Origin of the sequence: Bacillus sp. AFS029533 (assembly GCF_002585125.1) — a bacterium.
In the GTDB taxonomy this organism is placed as follows: domain Bacteria; phylum Bacillota; class Bacilli; order Bacillales; family Bacillaceae_G; genus Gottfriedia; species Gottfriedia luciferensis_B.
The window spans coordinates 1-17,853 of sequence record NZ_NUQC01000034.1 but is presented as its reverse complement, the minus strand read 5'-3'; the positions used below and the strand labels follow the sequence as shown (position 1 = coordinate 17,853).

Sequence of the window (17,853 nt, the reverse complement as noted above, 5' to 3'; positions counted from 1 at the left end):
TCCGCTCCTCTTCAGCCTTCAAGCCTCGTAAGATAACAGTTTTCTATCAGTCTGACATCAACCTTTCAAATACAGACTCATTTATGTGGGTCTGTATTTTTATTCACTCATTTACGTTATGTTAGATTTTCTAACAAATACGATACATGTTAGCGTTTTCATTATAATTTTATATATTTTTTTGGGATTTTCGTGAAATTATTATTGAATTTTGCATATATTCTGAATATGATAACTTATATAACATTTAATGTTATAAAAACTAACATTAAAGAAATGGGGAATGAAGATGAATGGTATTCAAGCTGCGGATAGTGTATTTCTTTTTATTTCAACTGTTTTAGTCATGATTATGACACCTGGTTTGGCACTTTTTTACGGCGGTATGGTTAAAAGTAAAAACGTATTAAGTACTACAATGCATAGCTATTCTGCTATGGCAATCGTATCAATCCAGTGGGTGCTAATTGGTTACTCTTTAGCATTCGGTCCAGATTTTAATCATTTGATTGGTAACTTTTCTTGGGCAGCATTAAAGGATGTTGGTTTTACTCCAAATGATAACTACAGCGCAACAGTCCCTCATAATCTTTTCATGATGTTTCAGCTAATGTTTGCAATTTTAACTCCTGCTCTTATATCAGGCGCCTTCGCTGAGCGCATGAAATTTTCAGCATTTCTATTATTTACTCTTTTATGGACAACATTTGTTTACGATCCATTAGCTCACTGGGTTTGGGGCGTGGATGGTTGGCTTCGTAATCTAGGTGCTTTAGACTTCGCTGGTGGAACAGTTGTCCATATTTCCTCCGGTGTTTCAGGCTTAGTTCTGGCTCTACTTCTTGGCAAAAGACGAGATTTCGGATCTACATCACCTCATCATTTACCACTAACTGTATTAGGCGCAGGACTATTATGGTTTGGGTGGTTCGGATTTAATGTCGGTAGTGCCTTAACATTAAATGATGTGGCATTAACTGCATTCATTAATACAAATACTGCGGCTGCTGCAGCTTCAGTTGCTTGGGTGCTAGTGGAATGGTACGTAAATAAAAAACCTACTATTTTAGGTGGAGTTAGTGGTGCCGTAGCTGGATTAGTTGCAATTACACCTGCTTGCGGATTCGTCACACCTCTCTCTTCAATCGTAATTGGATTTTTAGGTGGAGTCATATGCTTTTTAGCAGTAACATACTTAAAATATAAATTCGGATATGACGATGCTTTAGACGCATTCGGTTGTCACGGAATCGGAGGGACATGGGGAGCTATTGCAACAGGATTATTCGCCACAAAATCAGTAAATAGTGCTGGTGCAAACGGACTTTTTTACGGTGACATATCACTCCTTTGGAAACAACTACTCGCTATCTTAGCGACCTATCTTTTTGCAGGAGTTATTACCTTTTTAATTGTGAAAGTTATAGGCTTTTTCATCCGCATCCGCGTCGATCAAGAGGAAGAAAACCTCGGCCTTGACTTAAGCATTCATGGAGAAAAAGCATATCACGACGCAAGTATATAAGGAGGGATAAAAATGACTGCAAAATTAACAAAAATTGAAATCATTACTCGGCCAGATAAATTTGATGTTTTAAAAGATGCACTTTCAAAGGTAGGAATCACAGGAATGACCGTAACGAACGTTTTAGGATGTGGAATGCAATCAGGCTATACAGAAGTGTATCGAGGAAAAAAACGAACAATCAATTTACATGAAAAAATAAAAGTTGAAATAGTCGTATGTGATGTACCTGTTCAAGCAGTAATCGATGAAGCAAAAAGAGTGTTAAAAACAGGAAAACCTGGTGATGGAAAAATATTTGTATACCCGATTGAAAACGCAATAAAAATCCGCACTGGTGAAGAAGGAAGAGACGCATTGCAAAATGATTATTAAATTATTAAAACCTAGTCGTTATAGATGACTAGGTTTTTAATTGATTAATTATATATTATTACACTTACACAAATGATTTAAGGTTAATGCACCTATGTAACGAATTTAACTGATACCGTGCGTTTTATCGATACAATTTTTATTTGGAATTCAACGATTTTAATTATGATTCTCATTTGTCATTTTCGATTCCACGATTTTAATTGCGATTCCCATCTTTTATTTGCCATTCCACGATTTTAATTGCGATTTCCATCTTTTATTTGCCATTCCATGATTTTAATTGCGATTCCCGTCTTTTATTTGCCATTCCACGATTTTAATTGCGATTCCCGTCTTTTATTTGCCATTCCACGATTTTAATTGCGACTTCCATCTTTTATTTGCCATTCCGCGATTTTAATTGCGATTCCCACTTTTATTTGCGATTCCACGGTTTTAATTGTGATTCCCATCTTTTATTTGCCATTCCACGATTTTATTTGCGATTCCACGATTTTATTTGCGATTCCCATCTTTTATTTGCCATCCCATGATTTTAATTGCGACTTCCATCTTTTATTTGCCATTCCGCGATTTTAATTGAGATTCCCACTTTTATTTGCGATTCCACGGTTTTAATTGTGATTCCCATCTTTTATTTGCCATTCCACGATTTTAATTGCGATTCTCATCTTTTATTTGCCATTCCACGATTTTAATTGCGATTCCCACTTTTATTTGCTATTCCAAGATTTTATTTGCGATTCCCATCTTTTATTTGCGATTGCATGGTTTTAACTCCGATTTATTTGCAGTTCCCCCTCTCCTCTAGCTACTTTATTTAAACATACAAAAAAGAGGTGAAAAAGATCACCCCTATAATTTAAGCTTTCACATTAATATTGAATTTTTTAAACCAAACATGAATTTGATATAAATGAGCTAATAGCTGAGGTCCAGACATTAATTGTCCGTACCATGGAACTTGAAATGCTTTTCCTTCACTTTCAACTAAAGCATTTAATTGCTCTTTATCAAGAAACTCATAAAGAGCTGAGCTTTTATCTTTTAAAGCTTCTTTTAATTTTTGAACCACTAATTTTGTATATACCGGGTTATGCGTTTTTGGATAAGGGCTTTTTTTGCGGTATAAGATATCATCTGGTAACAAACCTTCAAGTGATTTTCTTAGGATACCTTTTTCGCGATCCCCATACATTTTAAGCTCCCAAGGGATATTCCATACATATTCCACAAGTCGGTGATCTGCAAAAGGAACACGCACTTCAAGGCTCGCTCCCATACTCATCCGATCTTTTCGATCTAACAGTTGCGACATAAACCATTGACGATTTAAATAAAACAGTTGTCTTCTTTTAGCTTCTAATGGACTTTCTCCTTCAAGGATTGGCGTTTCTTTTACAGTCTCGTTGTATCGATCTTGAACGTACTGAGCTAAATTCAACTTCTTACTCCATTCGTCTTTTAAAAGCTTTTGACGGAGTTCTGTTGATCTCATCCAAGGAAACGCTGGTCTATTCAAGTCATCTTCTCGGTGAAACCAAGGATATCCACCAAAAATTTCATCAGCACATTCTCCTGATAAACCTACTACAAAGTTCTGTTTAATTTTTTGACAAAACCATAATAATGAAGAATCGACATCCGCCATTCCTGGAAGATCACGACACTCTGTAGCCTCATCTAAATATTGAACCAGTTCTTCGTTTGTAATAACACATCTTTGATGATTTGTGTTAAATGTTGAGGACATTAACTCAATCCAAGGTGCATCTGAATTTGGTTGGAATACACTTGAAGTAAAATATTTATCATTTTCCTCATAATCGATTGAATATGTGGTTAATTGTCCTTTTCCTTCTTTAGCGTAATGATTAGCAGCGATTGCTGTAATCGTACTAGAATCCACTCCACCTGATAAAAACGTACATAAAGGCACATCGGAAACTAATTGCCTTACGATTGCATCTTCAACATAAAAACGTACTTTTTCAATCGTTTCATCAACTGAATCTGTGTGTATATCGCTTTTAACATCCCAATATTTCCATATTTTAAGTCCATTTCTTGAGAATGTCATAGCATGACCACCACGGAGTTCTTTAATTCCATCAAAAACACCATTTCCAGGCGTACGGGATGGACCAAGTCCAAATACTTCTGAGAGCCCTTCTTCAGTTAATTCAGCCTTTACCCCAGGATTTGCTAAAATTGCCTTTACTTCTGAAGCGAATAATAATCTTTTATAGTCCTCTTTATAAAATAAAGGTTTAACTCCTAAACGGTCTCTTGCAATGAATAGACTTTCCTTTTCTTCATCCCAGATTGCAAAGGCAAATATTCCATTAAATTTGTCTACACATGCTTCCTTCCACTCAATATAGCTTGTTAGTAGAACCTCAGTATCTGAATGCCCTTGGAACGTGTAGCCTCTCTTTAAAAGTTCTTTTCTAATATCTTCAGTATTATATAACTCGCCATTGTAGCAAAGCGTATACGTGAAGTTACCTTTCGTTTTACGCATCGGTTGTTTTCCACCTACTGGATCAACTACAACTAATCTTTTGTGGCCAAAACTACAATGATTCGACGTCCAAATATTCGTATCATCTGGACCTCGTTTAGACAATGTTTCAGCCATTTTTTTTGTCATTGAATTTACATTGGATAAGTCCTTTTGAAAATCTGCCCACCCAGTTATACCGCACATGTTTTTTTCTCCTTTCTGGGCTATTTCCCTATAAAACTAAAGTTAATTCTATATCGTATTATTGTTTTTAAAAATAGGTGCGTTAATCCTCAAAAAAAGTTTGTAACTTATCAATATTTGTCCATACGTTTTTTTAATTTTTGCATAGTTATAAAATAGTTAAGTTATGTCAATAAATGAAAAAAGTAGCAGCTTTATTAAAATCGAAATAAACGCAGCTATTATGATTTATAAATCCTAATACCGGTCGGAAAATAGAGTAAAATTTTTAATCCATTTAAACAATATTCGAGATTCAAAAAAAGGTTCGAACGAAAAAAGATTCTATTAAATACTTAATTTTATGATTCAATAAAATGTCCGAATCACTACTTTTCACTTGAACCTATGTAATTTAACAATGAACAGCAGAACGCTTGTAACTGGAGGTTACTTAATGCAATTTAAGCACCGATCACAATTATTTCAAAAGCAACCTCGCGCTTTTACTATTGGAGCAATTGAAGAAATAAATGATGAATGGGTCTTTTTCGATGATGAAACCGATGAGGCATTTTTACTTGAGGATCTTATCGATGAAGATTTTGAAGTTTCTATAAATGAAGAGTGGGTTCCTGCTTCTTTAAAAAATGGTAATTTTCTTATTCAGTATTCCAGAAAGAAAAAATTACAAAATGGCGATATCCTTCGTATTCAAAGAAAGCTTTTATATAGCTTCGATTCACTATTAAAAAATTTGACCGATGAATCATTTTATACTTTAGCGTACCTACTAAATACGCATAGTTTTTCCTTATACGATTGCTTGTACTGTCACAACTTCCTTTCATTTCAGCCTGAAGGTTCACCTTCAGAAGGAGTAAATTTCATCGTATTTGATAATGGAGAACTTGTTTGTTCAGTATATCACCAATTTAGAATTTCATCTGAAGAACAAAACCATCGATTTGAACTTACGAAAGCAACAGGTAACCGCTACCTATTAACTCAACTTTCATAAATACAAAAAAACTGTCACAAGAAATTTGTGACAGTTTTTTATTAAGCAAAGAAGTGAAAACCTTGTGGTAATCTAAATCCTAAATATAATAAAGCTAAAATAAATACTGTAAAAATAGTTGCAGGAACAACCATTTTACGGTGTTTCTTAGAAGACACTGTGAAATATTCAAACACACCTAACATAAGAATACCAAGTGTCATTTTTACGTTATAAAGCATCATCAAATTAGACGGCATATTTTCTTTATTTGAAATGTGAATAAATAAATACAGTCCAGTTCCTAAAATAACAAAGTATAAAAGACGTAAAATCATATGGGCAACTTTCACATTCCAACCATTTTTGTATCCGTGCCCAACAGTTAAAGCTAAAATAATAGCGATTACCCACGATGTAATATGTAAGTGAATCATTTCATTTCCTCCCAATTATATATTCTAAATAATCATAACATAAGTGCTTGAATAAGGAAAAATCTAGATGAAATGGAAATGGAAAAGATTTTAAAAAATTCACAAATTGTTCAAAATATAAGCTATGATTTTATACCCATTAACCGTTTTCGAAAACATGACTTAATATTCATTTTTAAAAATCATAAATTATATTAATCTAGGATTGTAATCTACTGTCGAAAATAAATTCAATATCATCTATAGCTCCTTACAATTCGACACTCCGTATAGTTTATCCTACAAAAACCTTTCAATTTCCACTATTCCAAGATGGAATGCAGATGAATATTGTAGTATTTTGTAAGTTTTACACTTCTTTTAGCGAATGTCTTCTCATATGAAAATGATTTTGTATAATAGCATTACATACATCGTGAGACCTAGACATAATTCCCTATTCTTGAACAAAGTTGGTGACTAAATTGCTGCTTCATGTTATAGAGAAAAAAAGGGCCCGAATGGTATATTATGCGGGACGATATGGCTTTACGAACAAGAAAACAGTTTTATGTAGCCAGGAATTGGACAGGCTAATGAATATGATCTCGACCTTTACCTCTTCTAAAAGGAGAGCCTAATAGCTAGCTTGCGATTAGTTTATGCTAATTGCTGCTAGTATTTTTTTTGGTTATAGAAATAGATATCCCATCTATTTTATTTTCCCTTTCACCCTTTTCTTCCTATTATTAAAATTAATACTTCTTAACAATACATAGTCTACAATCACGTTTTAGGTTAAATGGCCATATAATACATAATCATAAAAAGAACAAAGGGTGTACAGTCATGCCTGCTTATGTTGGAGTAATAAATATCGTCAGTATCGGTAGTAGCGCTGTAGTTAACGTGGGTGATGCATATAATATCATACCTAAAAGTAGTGCTCAAACGTACGCCGGTGCTGGTTCGTTTAATACTGGTGATAATGTAACAGTTTATAACAATAAAAGTATTTCGACCGTATATGATCAAGACCAAGTCGATCAACCAATGGTTGGCAACATGTAAAGGAGGGTGTCGTTTGAATATATATATACATCAAACTATTATTATTAATCAGCTTAAAACCGGTGGGATCGTAAACTCATCTGTTTTTCAAATTGGAACAACAGGAAATATAAATGCAAAAACGATAACGAATAATACTGGAGATTATTTAGAGGCAGCACCACCAATTACTGAACCAGGTCAAATCGTTCACACCTCGCAACAAACATAATTTTATTCCTGTAGCAAATTGAAAGCGAGGGAATTCTATGAATCAACTAGAAATAAGACAGACTCAAATTGAGCAATTACTATATGAGCAGTCCCAAATAATAGAACAATTAAAAGCGAAAGTAGTTCAGCTTGAGGCTACTGTTCTTGAACTTTCTAAAAGACCTGAGACAAAAATTGATAAAATTGAATATAAATTTGACCAATTAAAAGTTGAAAATTTAAATGGCACCTTAACAATAGGGCTGAATCCACTTCAAGCCCCTACATTTGATGATTTAACTGTAGAAAACCAGCAAATTGATATTAAACCAGACAATAATATGAAAGCTTTGAAATCATATATAGAAGAAAGAATTAACTTCCATTTAAAGGAAGAAGCATTAGAAACCATCCTCCAATTAGAAACAGAGCTTAGAGTTGCTGTAGATGATTATTATCGTCAAATGATGATTGATGATATACGAAATCAAATGGATATTAGGATTCCTTACTATATTGATTTATATAAAAATAAACCAAACTTCGCTGATAATCCACTACGATATTCTGAAGAAGTCGTTTTACACATGTTAAGAGATATTCGAACTGCCTATAGTGCCTTTTTACAAAACTTACCACATAATATTGGAAAGGAGAATAAAGGATGAATTTAAATGTAACAAATTGCAATTTACAGGTTGATGAAATAAAATTTACAGCCATTTCATCTTCATCATTATTTTTGGTTGGAGATGCTCATAATATTTCACTATCTTCTATTTTTGACACACCACCAGAATCATTAATTATTGGACCATTTGTACCTTTATCTGTAAGTTAATGTTTAAAATTGATCCAAGATTTCGTTTAGCCGCAGTAGAAAGATATGATGTAAATACTGTACTATTTTCGAGCATTTTACAGTTTGGGGATGTATTTTCAATGAATGCGGAGTCAAACGCTCTTGCACTTCAAGAAGAAGGAAATGTGTTTGCTGATTTTAACAGAGATATTTTTGAAATATATCCAATTTTTAAAATCACTCCAAAACATCTTCAAGATGTTCCTACTGTAAATTTAAATCGAGTAAATCTTAATCCAACAATCCAAGTTGGTTCAATCAATTATAATGGTATAAGCTCAGCCAGCGCTTCCGTTATCGGCTCAGTTCATGATGCCACAATGTTATCCCGAGTACATCAAATACGACATTTTATTTCAACACCTACAATACATTACCAAACTCCAGGCTTTCATGCCCAACCGACTTTTTCTCAACTAATACAGCCAATGATGACGCAGCCTATGCAACCCCTTCATCAGGATGTACTTGTTCAACCAGTTTCGCCAGTTGTAACGCCACACACTGTAGTCCCTGTAGCACCTGTAGTTCCAGTACACACAGTAGTACCAAGCGTGCCTTCAGTACCTGTAGTAACAAGACAAAAAGAAGAAATATCAGAACCAAAAATTAACGATTAAGAAAGGAGAATATTTCATGCCAACATTTCTTGGAGCAATTGTCATCACAAGCAATGAAGGAAATATAAATACAGGAGATCTTAATAATATCTCACCAAAAACGCAAACAAAATCATATTTTGGCTCGGGCTCAGGTAATACTGGGTTTCTACCGGCAACAATAAACGGTGCAAGTGCAACTAATACGTTAGATGCTGATTTAGTAGATCAAAATGAAGTAGCGACTCTATAAATCACAAAAAAAGCGATGCAGATGCATCGCTTTTTCCTATAACTCTATAATATGACCACCATCGAAAAAGTAGAGATATTTAGCTTTAACCATTTTATCCATCCCCGCTTCAATTGCCTTTGAATAAAGATCGAGTTGAACACCATATCTTCTAATTGCTTCTTGCTTCAAGGCATCTTTTGTTGCAAATGCACCAGTTCGATCGGTTTTATAATCAATTAATATAACCTCGTCTCCATCAATTAAAAGTAAGTCAATGATCCCTTGGATTAATACAACTTCCTCTTCATCTTCCCAATCTTTATAAATTTCATTTGTTGAAACACCATAACTAAATGGTACTTCTCGAAGATTTTGATTTGAGTTTGCCACTATTTGACCAAGCTGTGATTGACAGAATTCAAAAATCTCCAAGCTATTTACAGCTTTCCCTTGCTCTTGGGTAATTAATTCTTTTAAAACCATACTATTTATCTGATCTATGATGTCTTCATGAGATGAGACAAATTGATAATCTAAATTTTGCATAACAGCATGGGCAGCAGTTCCTTTTTCAGCTGAGTTCATTTTTTGTTCTGACATAAATTTCGGTCTTTCAAGTGGAAAATCTTTTGTTTTAGTCGCTGTAAAACTTTGACTATATGGATCTTCCTCTTGCATTTTTCTTTTTAATTCTGTAACAGATTGTTTTGGTCGGTATAGAGTTGATTGTGTATGATGATATTGCCAGTTTAATTGATTTTCTAGTTTTTCATGAAGCTCACCATTTTTAATTTGAATCGGTTCCTTTGACTGGAAAGCTTGAAATACTTCTACTTTATCATTTTCTACTTCTTCAGCTTCCAATGATTGAATTGTAGAAGCATCTACAATAGAATAATTCCAGCGACATGGGTAAAACTGAATTTCATTTTCTGTGTGCCACAAATCATCGTCGAGTCTAATTGCATTACTAGAATCGTGCCGAATGATCGAAGGACCAATCCAATCAAGATAACTTTTAGCACCACTAATCATGTTTAATGGCAGTAGCCATTCTTTATGGTTTTCAACTTTCTTCCAACTTTCAATCATTTTTTGTGCATCATTTACTTTACCTACTAAAATAAGTTTTTCTCTTGCACGAGTTAATGCAACATAAAGAATTCGTAACTCTTCGGAAATTAACTCTTCATGTTCCTTGCGCTTGATTGTTTCCTTCAAAAGGGTTGTATTAGTCGTACGATAAGCAGGATGTACAAAATTCATACCCAAACCTAATTCCTTTTGTAAAATGAATTTTGCTCTTAAATCCTGCATATTAAATTGCTTAGATGTATTCACGACAAACACGACAGGAAACTCTAATCCCTTACTTTTATGGATTGTCATCATTTGAACGACATTTTCTTGATCACTTAAAATACGAACCTCATCTAGCTTTTCTTCTCTTTCTTGCATACGATCTAAAAATCTTAAAAACTGAAATAGACTTCTATAATTTGATTCTTCTAATGCTTTAGCACGATCAAATAACGTAATTAAATTTGCTTGCCTTTGTTTACCACCTGGTAAGCCTCCGACAAAGTCATAGTATGTAGATTCCTTTAATACCTTCCAAATAAAGATTGAAAGTGTCTCCCTTTTAACGAGTCGTTTCCATTCCTTTATTTGTTCAAAGAAATTTACTAATTTAATTGAAAGCTGTTTATGACGGTTTTCATAATTATTTAGATAATCTTGACATGCATCGTAAAATGAACCATTTTTATGATTAAGTCTAATCATCGTTAATTCCGGTTCCGAAAGTCCTACAATTGGAGAACGTAGGACAGATGCAAGTGGAATATCTTGAATCGTATTATCGATTAGCTTTAATAAATTTAAAAAGACGGCCACTTCAATTGTTTGAAATAAGTCCTTTGATTTCTCAGCATATAGCGGTATACCTAACGCTTTGCATTCTTCTATATACAAATCAGCATTCGATAATGAACGACCTAAAATAGCAATATCATTATATTTTACTGGTCTCATTTCTCCAGTCTTTTCCGTTACTAAATATTCACTTTCAACTAAATCCTTAATTCTTCTTGCTACGTACCTTGCCTCAATTTGTTCAAGCTTTTCTTCTACAAGATCATCATCTTCTTGTTCACTGAACTCAGGCTCATTTTCTTCTTCATCCGAATTCGTTAATAAGATTAATTCAGCAGCGCAATCTGAGTATTCAGGATAGCTCGCACCTAGCTTTAACATCGCATCTTCATCATACTCAATTCCACCAATTTCTCTTCCCATAATTTGTTGAAAAATAAAATTGGTTGCATCTAATACTTCCGCTCTACTTCTAAAGTTTTTAGAAAGATCGATTCTTAAACCAGTTCTTTCATTTTTCTCTTTTTCATATAAATTGTATTTATTTATAAATAGTTGTGGTTCTGCTAATCGAAAGCGATAGATTGATTGCTTAACATCACCGACCATAAAAAGATTACCAGAAGCTCCCGTACCTTTTGTGATTAATCTTAAAATCGATTCTTGTACATAGTTCGTATCTTGGTATTCATCTACCAACACTTCGTTAAACTTTTCTTGATATACTCTTGCAACCGATGAAGGTACTAATTCTTTTTCGTCTTTTTCCTTTAAAATTTCAAGTGCATAGTGTTCTAAATCATTGAAATCTAAAATTCCATTTTCTAATTTTGCTTCTTTAAATAATACGATGAAACGATTAACAAGTTCAATTAACTTTTCAACTAGGGGCTTTAATTCACTTATTTGTTTTAATTGAACGTCAATGCTTCGATTAAAATACTTGTCTCTTATATCATCAATATTCTTTTTAACATCTTTTCGGAAATTCGCTACTAGTTCCTTTTTCTGTTGATCACCCTCTGTCTTTTTAATAGTGGGCAATCGATTAAATACTATTTTTTGTAGACCAACATTAATTTCTTCCCATGATTTTTCTGAGGCATGGAATAAACATTCTAAATTACCATACTCCTCTTTAAAAACATCAACATATTTAATTGGGCCATCAGGGCTATCTATTATATCCAATGCTTGTTTATAAGTGTTAATACAAGCAAACAAATCATCTTGAATAAATTTCTTAAGTTCTTGAATAAAAGGGATCTCATCAACTGGTTTACCGACTACATTATATTGGTGAATGAATGCATTTAAAAACTCACTAGGGTTTGGGTTCGAAATTGCATGACGATATAGCTTTAATATTAATTTCGGTAAATCATTATCATCTCGATCACTAGTATATCGATCAACTAAATCAAAGAAGACTAAATTAGATTCATCACTGTATTCTGACTCCATCAACTCTTCTAACACTTCATCCATCAGTAATTGAATCTCAATTTCTTCTGCAGTACGGAAGTTTGGATCCAACTCTACCATATAGTAATTTGATCGAATGACTTCAGTACAAAAAGAGTGAATAGTTGAGATTGAAGCCTTATTTAACAAAGAAGCTTGTTTCCTTAAATGATCAGATTCAGGATTATTTACAAGTTGTTTCTCTAATGCAATCCCAATCCTTTCTTTCATTTCCTGGGCACTTGCTTTTGTAAAAGTAACAACAAGTAATTCATCGACATTTATTGGATTTTCATCACGAATGATTTTTTGAATAATCCGTTCAACAAGAACAGCCGTCTTTCCAGAACCAGCAGCAGCGGCTACAAGAATATCTGACCCTTCGAAATCAATCGCTTTTTGCTGGTCGACTGTCCATGTTGTTTTACTTGCGTTATTTTCTTCTTTACTCATCTTTATTCACCACCTCGATCATTTTTTGTAATGCTTCGCTATCTTCTAAAGGAGGTAGAACACGATATTCATTTCCTTTTACATTCGCATCAAATTGACATACTGATTGGTACGAGCAATATGTACATGGTATTTTATCCTTTTGCTGATATGGATTTGCTTCTACAAAACCGTTGTATATTTTCTGACCAGCTTCAGTAAATTTTTGCTTTATATAATTCGTCATCATTGGGTATTGTTCAGGCTTTACCGTTTTTGAATACTTTGCCATGTATTCTCCGGTTTTTTTAAGCCTAATCGGCACAATTTTTGAAGTGCTTCCGTCTTGAATTAATGCTTCATCCATTAACGTATTACTTTCTCGATCTTCTAAAAGTAATCCATTCATTTTAAACTTTTTAAAGATTTCATCCTGAATTTCATCAAATTCGATATTATTTTTCACTTTAACAATCGGATTTTGAACATGGAAATAAAGAATACCAGCCGGGTCCGCGTGTTTTCCAAGTAATGTTGTTGAATTTGCTACAGCTATATCTAAATATGTTAGTAACTGTAAAGCAAGTCCGTAGTATACATCTGATAATTTTAATTCCTTTTTCGTTGATTTATAATCCAAAATTCGTAAGTAATCGCCTTTTTCACTTGTTGCTTTATCAATTCGGTCAATTCGGCCATTTAATACCATTCTTCTCTTCCCATCAATCGGAAGTTCATAAGAATTTAACTGTTTCCCCATACCAAATGGTACTTCTAAAGCAATAGGAACGAATTTACCTGCATGCTCTTGTTGACTTAAAATTGAGGATACTTTCGCAATAACATCCTTCATTTTTTTCTTTAAAAACATATATCGATTCGTACTTAGCAAAATCTCACGTTGAAACTTTGGAGAGATTTCATCAACTACTTTTGCTGCTAATTCATCACATTCTGAATTCGTTAAACTACTCCAGCTTTTACCGGTCTGTAAAAGATTCTCTCCAATAATTGTTAAAGCACTGTGGAATAATTGACCCATATCAAATGATTCAAACTTATAAATTTCACGTTCTTGAAGCTTAAGACCATATCGTGCAAAATGGGCATATGCGCATTGATGGAAAAGCTCAATTCGTGATACCGATCCACTCAATTCTTCCCCATATAATTCTGTACTTAAATCTTCTCCAAGATCTTTCGCGACATTGTTATACATTACGCTACTTATTACTTTATACAGTTTATCTTTTGAATCAGAGTTTTCTCTTAAAACATTATAAAGCGTCCACCATAAATCCATATTCGTTTCAGTTTCCCTAGTCGACCAAACTTGAAGCTGAGATACTAAATTCGTTAAAGCTGTACCATAATTTGTAATAGATGTTAACTGTTCTTCTACAGAACTAAAAGTTAAGTCTCCACTTTCAAATCTTTGATGTATATTTGGAAAAATCGATTTTATCCTTTGAATGAGACTTGATGGGGCAAGACTTTTTCCATCATCACTTGTTAATGGATAACTAATGATTAACTCATGACTTGCACGATTAATTCCAGTATAGATATTAAAATTTTCAACAAATAATTGGTGCTTACTTGTTGGTGCTACTTCCACACCAAATGATTGTAAAAACTCTCGGGCAGTATCGCCTAATAGTCCGTCTTCACTAGCCTTCCTTGGAATAACCCCTTCATTTACACCAATGATATAAGCACACTTTACATTTTGTAGTCTTGAATGATCAAAATCAGCTATGTTAACTTGATCTAATGATGCCGGAACATTCGCAAATTCAAGTGATTGAAAACCAGTTTGAAGAATTTCAAAAAATGTTTTACGTGACAGTTTTTCTTCTCCAATTAATTCAACGCATTCATCTAAAAGCTGAATAAACCCTTTCCAAACTTGCTCATGATCTTTGCTTTCAATTAAATTGGATCGATTTTCAGCATCATCCTTTAAACGTTGAAGCTTCCTTGAAATATCTAGCGATTCAACAAATTCAAACAAGGCTACACACATTTCTCTCGCATTTTTAGCTTGCTTCAGATTGCTTTGAAATGTAAGAATTGGCTTTACTAATAAATCTCTTACTGAATTGATTAATGCTTCGAACTCTAACTCCTCATTTGTGATTCCTCGATCAATACCTTCAGTTGAGCGATACTTTCGATACTTCCATGGCTCTTCAATCGTCCACCTTTTTCCTTGCTTACCATACGCTATGCAATAATTCTCAAATAACTCGAGCTGTTCACGATTCTTATCACGATTGCTTTCAAATGGATAAACTAGCTCCGTTTTATAAGCATTGAAAACCGATTCATATCTCCAATTCTTTTGAATGATATCAAAAGTAGCTTGTAAAAACGTAAATAATGGATGCGTTAGCATTGAACGCTTTTCTTCTATGAAAATGGGTATTTGGTACGCATGAAAAATAGTTGAAATCAAATGTGAATATGAATCTCCATTTCTTAAGAAAATGGCTATATCTCGATATCGATATCCTTGATCGCGCACCTTATTAATAATATCTTTCGCAATCCCATTTACTTCGGCTCGACGATTAGATGCCGACATAATCTTAATTCCATCAGATTCAAACGAAGGCTTAACTGGTCTGCTATCAAAATTCGTTTCGAAATACTTCAAATCATTCGATTGATTTCTAAAATTATGATGACAAATAACAGGTTGCTCTATTGTTTGCTTCGTATTTAAAGCAATCTCTTTAATTTGTTGATATAAAAGCGCTGGTTTATAAAATAAATTTAATTCATGCGGTAAAAAATCATCATATGGCCGGTCGATTGTTAGAGAGAAATTTACCTCACTACAATATCTCATTAGCTCCTCAACTACATTTCGCTCTTGAGGTGCCAAGTCATAATATCCATCAATATATATAATACTGTCTTTTATATAATCACTTTTAGGTAATTCTTGAATCAACAAATTTAAATAGTCTTCTGAATCAAGATACTTATCTTTCATATATGTATTAAAAGCATCAAACACTATTTGAATATCATTTATCTTTTGTTGAATAAAGATATGATCCTTTGAGGAATCTTGCTCCATTTGTAAAATAACGGATGATAATTCATCTGAAGAAACTTGAAAACCTTTAAACTCTGCAATAAGGCCCGTTAGTTCCTTATAGAATCCTTGTCGATCAGCAACGTGATGAAAAACTTTCAATTCTTCTTTCTTTTCCTCAATAATCTTTCGAAGAATCATAGAAATTCCAATTTCGCCAATATGAATCCGACTGATTCCACCTGTTTCTTGTAAAACCTTCCAAGCTAATCGAGTAAAACTAAAAACTTGGGAATTAATAATTGCTTTTTTTTCCTGCCTTTTAACTAATTCATATTCCATTTGAAAGGTCATTTGGTCAGGTACAATAAAGATGATATTTTTTGTTTCATTCTTTAATCTATCCGTAATTTCATTTAAAATGTGATGCGTTTTCCCACTTCCTGCACGCCCTAATATAAATTGAAACGACATATATCCTCCTCCTTAATGTATTAGAATAATGGTTATTATTTAGTAAATAATGGTTAAATGTGTACCTAATAAGAAAAGCCCCCATAAGGAGCTTATTTGTTAAAATTCGTATTCAAACTTGAAAGTGGCCAATAAAGTAGGTCGACCTTCCCTACAATTTTATCAATTTTTACAAATCCAAACAAACGACTGTCATAACTTTTTGGTCGATTGTCCCCTTCAACAAAAACATAGCCTGGTGGAACTTTCGTTTTACCTGTAACTTCGTTTAAATTAAAATCAGCTGTAAAAGGTGTTCCTTTTAAAGAACTCTTGTAATCATTTAAATATGGTTCATTCCATTTTTTATCGTTAATATAAAGCTGATCATCTTTATATTCAATTGAATCTCCAGGTAAACCTATGACACGTTTAACATAATCTTCTTGCTTATTTGCATGGAATACAATTACGTCAAATCTGTTAATATCACCAATTTCATATCCAAATTTATTTATAACTAGTAAGTTTCCATCCTTTAAAGTTGGCATCATAGATTCTCCATCAACTACATATGTAGAAAATAAGAACGTTCTTACAATAAAAGCAATTGCGATCCCAATAATGATCGCTTTTCCCCAGTCAAATACTTCTTTTCTTAGCATAAAGTTGCTCTCACCCTCCCTGAGTCAAATGATCTATTGCTCATCAGATGATTGAGACGAACTCTTTTTCTCTGTTGTTTTTTCTTTGATGTCCATACGTTTCTCAATCACTTTTCCAACAATCCATAATACGAATATAAAAATTCCTATGTACAATGCTTTTATCGGTTTTTGAAACACTGAAGTTAAATCTTTCCCTAAATAACTAATCATCGCGATCATAGTAAACTTTCCAAGTACTAATGCGATTAGGAATTGCGATATTTTAATACGTGACAAACCTGCTACTATATTTATTAAAAAAGATGGTGAAAACGGAAATGCAAACATAATAAAAATTGGACCAAATCCTCTTTTTTCAATCCACCCTATTGATGATTCTACTTTCTTATGCTTACTTACAAATGAAAAAAATCGTTTCTGACCAAATTTTCTAACAACATAGAATAGTAAAATGGAACCTAAGCAAGAACCAATCCATGAATATAAAAAGCCTAATAAAGGACCAAATGCTGCAGCATTAGCAAATACAAAAATGACCAAAGGTAAAATTGGACAAATTGCTTCAATAAAAGGGATTGATATTCCAACTAATGGACCATAATCTTTGTATTGTTGAATGAGATGTAAAAAATGTTCTTCTGTAAAAAAAGCCTTTAAGTCAAAAACGTTCATTTAAATATGAATCTCTCCTTAAGCCGTATTTCTAAATAGATATCCTTACTGTTAACATTATCACATATAACTATTTATTCAATAATAATAAATGATTCTAACTAGTATTTTTTGTAATAATTTGACTGATTATCTTATAATTTTTTTTTACTAATTTGTTCCTAATGATGCTTAATGAAATTCTAATAAACTATCTTTGAATAAATAAAAAAACTACTTCACTAAATTGAAAAGTAGTTTCACGCTGTTGAAAAACAACTTTGTCAATTAAATTAC

16 protein-coding genes are annotated in these 17,853 nt (G+C 33.1%); 10 read left to right on the top strand and 6 right to left on the bottom strand.

Going from position 1 to position 17,853, the window contains the following annotated elements:
• Positions 1 to 298: 298 nt before the first annotated feature.
• Positions 299 to 1,525 carry an ammonium transporter gene (locus COE53_RS18210; RefSeq protein WP_098948512.1) on the top strand — a complete coding sequence of 409 codons (1,227 nt, stop codon included), beginning with the start codon at positions 299 to 301 and terminating at the stop codon, positions 1,523 to 1,525.
• Positions 1,526 to 1,537: 12 nt separating this feature from the next.
• Positions 1,538 to 1,900 carry a P-II family nitrogen regulator gene (locus COE53_RS18205; protein WP_069032963.1) on the top strand — a complete coding sequence of 121 codons (363 nt, stop codon included), beginning with the start codon at positions 1,538 to 1,540 and terminating at the stop codon, positions 1,898 to 1,900.
• An 865-nt stretch (positions 1,901 to 2,765) separates the two neighbouring features.
• Here COE53_RS18205 and asnB read toward each other — a convergent pair.
• Complete coding sequence (asnB, locus tag COE53_RS18200; RefSeq protein ID WP_069032962.1) at positions 2,766 to 4,613, bottom strand: asparagine synthase (glutamine-hydrolyzing); 1,848 nt, start codon at positions 4,611 to 4,613, stop codon at positions 2,766 to 2,768.
• Between the two features lie 436 nt (positions 4,614 to 5,049).
• Here asnB and COE53_RS18195 point away from each other — a divergent pair, with 436 nt between their 5' ends.
• Positions 5,050 to 5,613: a DUF2777 family protein gene (locus COE53_RS18195; protein WP_069032961.1), complete on the top strand. Its 564-nt coding sequence runs from the start codon at positions 5,050 to 5,052 to the stop codon at positions 5,611 to 5,613.
• A 41-nt stretch (positions 5,614 to 5,654) separates the two neighbouring features.
• On the opposite strand, the gene COE53_RS18190 is transcribed toward COE53_RS18195, so the two are convergent.
• The gene (locus COE53_RS18190) at positions 5,655 to 6,029 is read right to left on the bottom strand and encodes a DUF1516 family protein (RefSeq protein WP_069032960.1); all 375 of its coding nucleotides are present in this window, start codon (positions 6,027 to 6,029) and stop codon (positions 5,655 to 5,657) included.
• A gap of 464 nt (positions 6,030 to 6,493) precedes the next feature.
• On the opposite strand from COE53_RS18190, the gene COE53_RS18185 reads away from it, so the two are divergent.
• From COE53_RS18185 to COE53_RS18155, 7 genes are all read left to right on the top strand, one after another.
• On the top strand, positions 6,494 to 6,649 hold the full coding sequence (locus tag COE53_RS18185) for an aspartyl-phosphate phosphatase Spo0E family protein (RefSeq protein ID WP_088012099.1): 156 nt from the start codon (positions 6,494 to 6,496) through the stop codon (positions 6,647 to 6,649).
• Positions 6,650 to 6,857: 208 nt separating this feature from the next.
• Positions 6,858 to 7,079 carry a spore germination protein gene (locus COE53_RS18180; protein WP_069032959.1) on the top strand — a complete coding sequence of 74 codons (222 nt, stop codon included), beginning with the start codon at positions 6,858 to 6,860 and terminating at the stop codon, positions 7,077 to 7,079.
• A gap of 13 nt (positions 7,080 to 7,092) precedes the next feature.
• On the top strand, positions 7,093 to 7,290 hold the full coding sequence (locus COE53_RS18175; protein ID WP_069032958.1) for a spore germination protein GerPB: 198 nt from the start codon (positions 7,093 to 7,095) through the stop codon (positions 7,288 to 7,290).
• A 37-nt stretch (positions 7,291 to 7,327) separates the two neighbouring features.
• Positions 7,328 to 7,939: a spore germination protein GerPC gene (gene gerPC, locus COE53_RS18170; RefSeq protein WP_069032957.1), complete on the top strand. Its 612-nt coding sequence runs from the start codon at positions 7,328 to 7,330 to the stop codon at positions 7,937 to 7,939.
• Complete coding sequence (locus COE53_RS18165) at positions 7,936 to 8,112, top strand: spore gernimation protein GerPD (RefSeq protein ID WP_069032956.1); 177 nt, start codon at positions 7,936 to 7,938, stop codon at positions 8,110 to 8,112. Before gerPC ends, COE53_RS18165 begins: the two co-directional genes overlap by 4 nt.
• Positions 8,112 to 8,753, top strand: a complete 642-nt coding sequence (locus COE53_RS18160; protein WP_098948506.1) for a spore germination protein GerPE — start codon at positions 8,112 to 8,114, stop codon at positions 8,751 to 8,753. Before COE53_RS18165 ends, COE53_RS18160 begins: the two co-directional genes overlap by 1 nt.
• Before the next feature lie 16 nt (positions 8,754 to 8,769).
• Positions 8,770 to 8,985 carry a spore germination protein gene (locus tag COE53_RS18155; protein WP_069032954.1) on the top strand — a complete coding sequence of 72 codons (216 nt, stop codon included), beginning with the start codon at positions 8,770 to 8,772 and terminating at the stop codon, positions 8,983 to 8,985.
• Between the two features lie 36 nt (positions 8,986 to 9,021).
• Here COE53_RS18155 and addA read toward each other — a convergent pair whose 3' ends face one another.
• The 4 genes from addA to COE53_RS18135 form a co-directional block, all read right to left on the bottom strand.
• Positions 9,022 to 12,759 carry a helicase-exonuclease AddAB subunit AddA gene (gene addA, locus COE53_RS18150; protein ID WP_069032953.1) on the bottom strand — a complete coding sequence of 1,246 codons (3,738 nt, stop codon included), beginning with the start codon at positions 12,757 to 12,759 and terminating at the stop codon, positions 9,022 to 9,024.
• Positions 12,752 to 16,258, bottom strand: a complete 3,507-nt coding sequence (gene addB / locus COE53_RS18145) for a helicase-exonuclease AddAB subunit AddB (RefSeq protein ID WP_091024043.1) — start codon at positions 16,256 to 16,258, stop codon at positions 12,752 to 12,754. The genes addA and addB overlap by 8 nt, the downstream gene beginning before the upstream one ends.
• A gap of 92 nt (positions 16,259 to 16,350) precedes the next feature.
• Positions 16,351 to 16,902, bottom strand: coding sequence for a signal peptidase I (lepB, locus tag COE53_RS18140; RefSeq protein WP_069032951.1), 552 nt, complete (start codon positions 16,900 to 16,902; stop codon positions 16,351 to 16,353).
• A 33-nt stretch (positions 16,903 to 16,935) separates the two neighbouring features.
• Positions 16,936 to 17,577 carry a TVP38/TMEM64 family protein gene (locus tag COE53_RS18135; RefSeq protein WP_069032950.1) on the bottom strand — a complete coding sequence of 214 codons (642 nt, stop codon included), beginning with the start codon at positions 17,575 to 17,577 and terminating at the stop codon, positions 16,936 to 16,938.
• Positions 17,578 to 17,853: the final 276 nt, after the last annotated feature.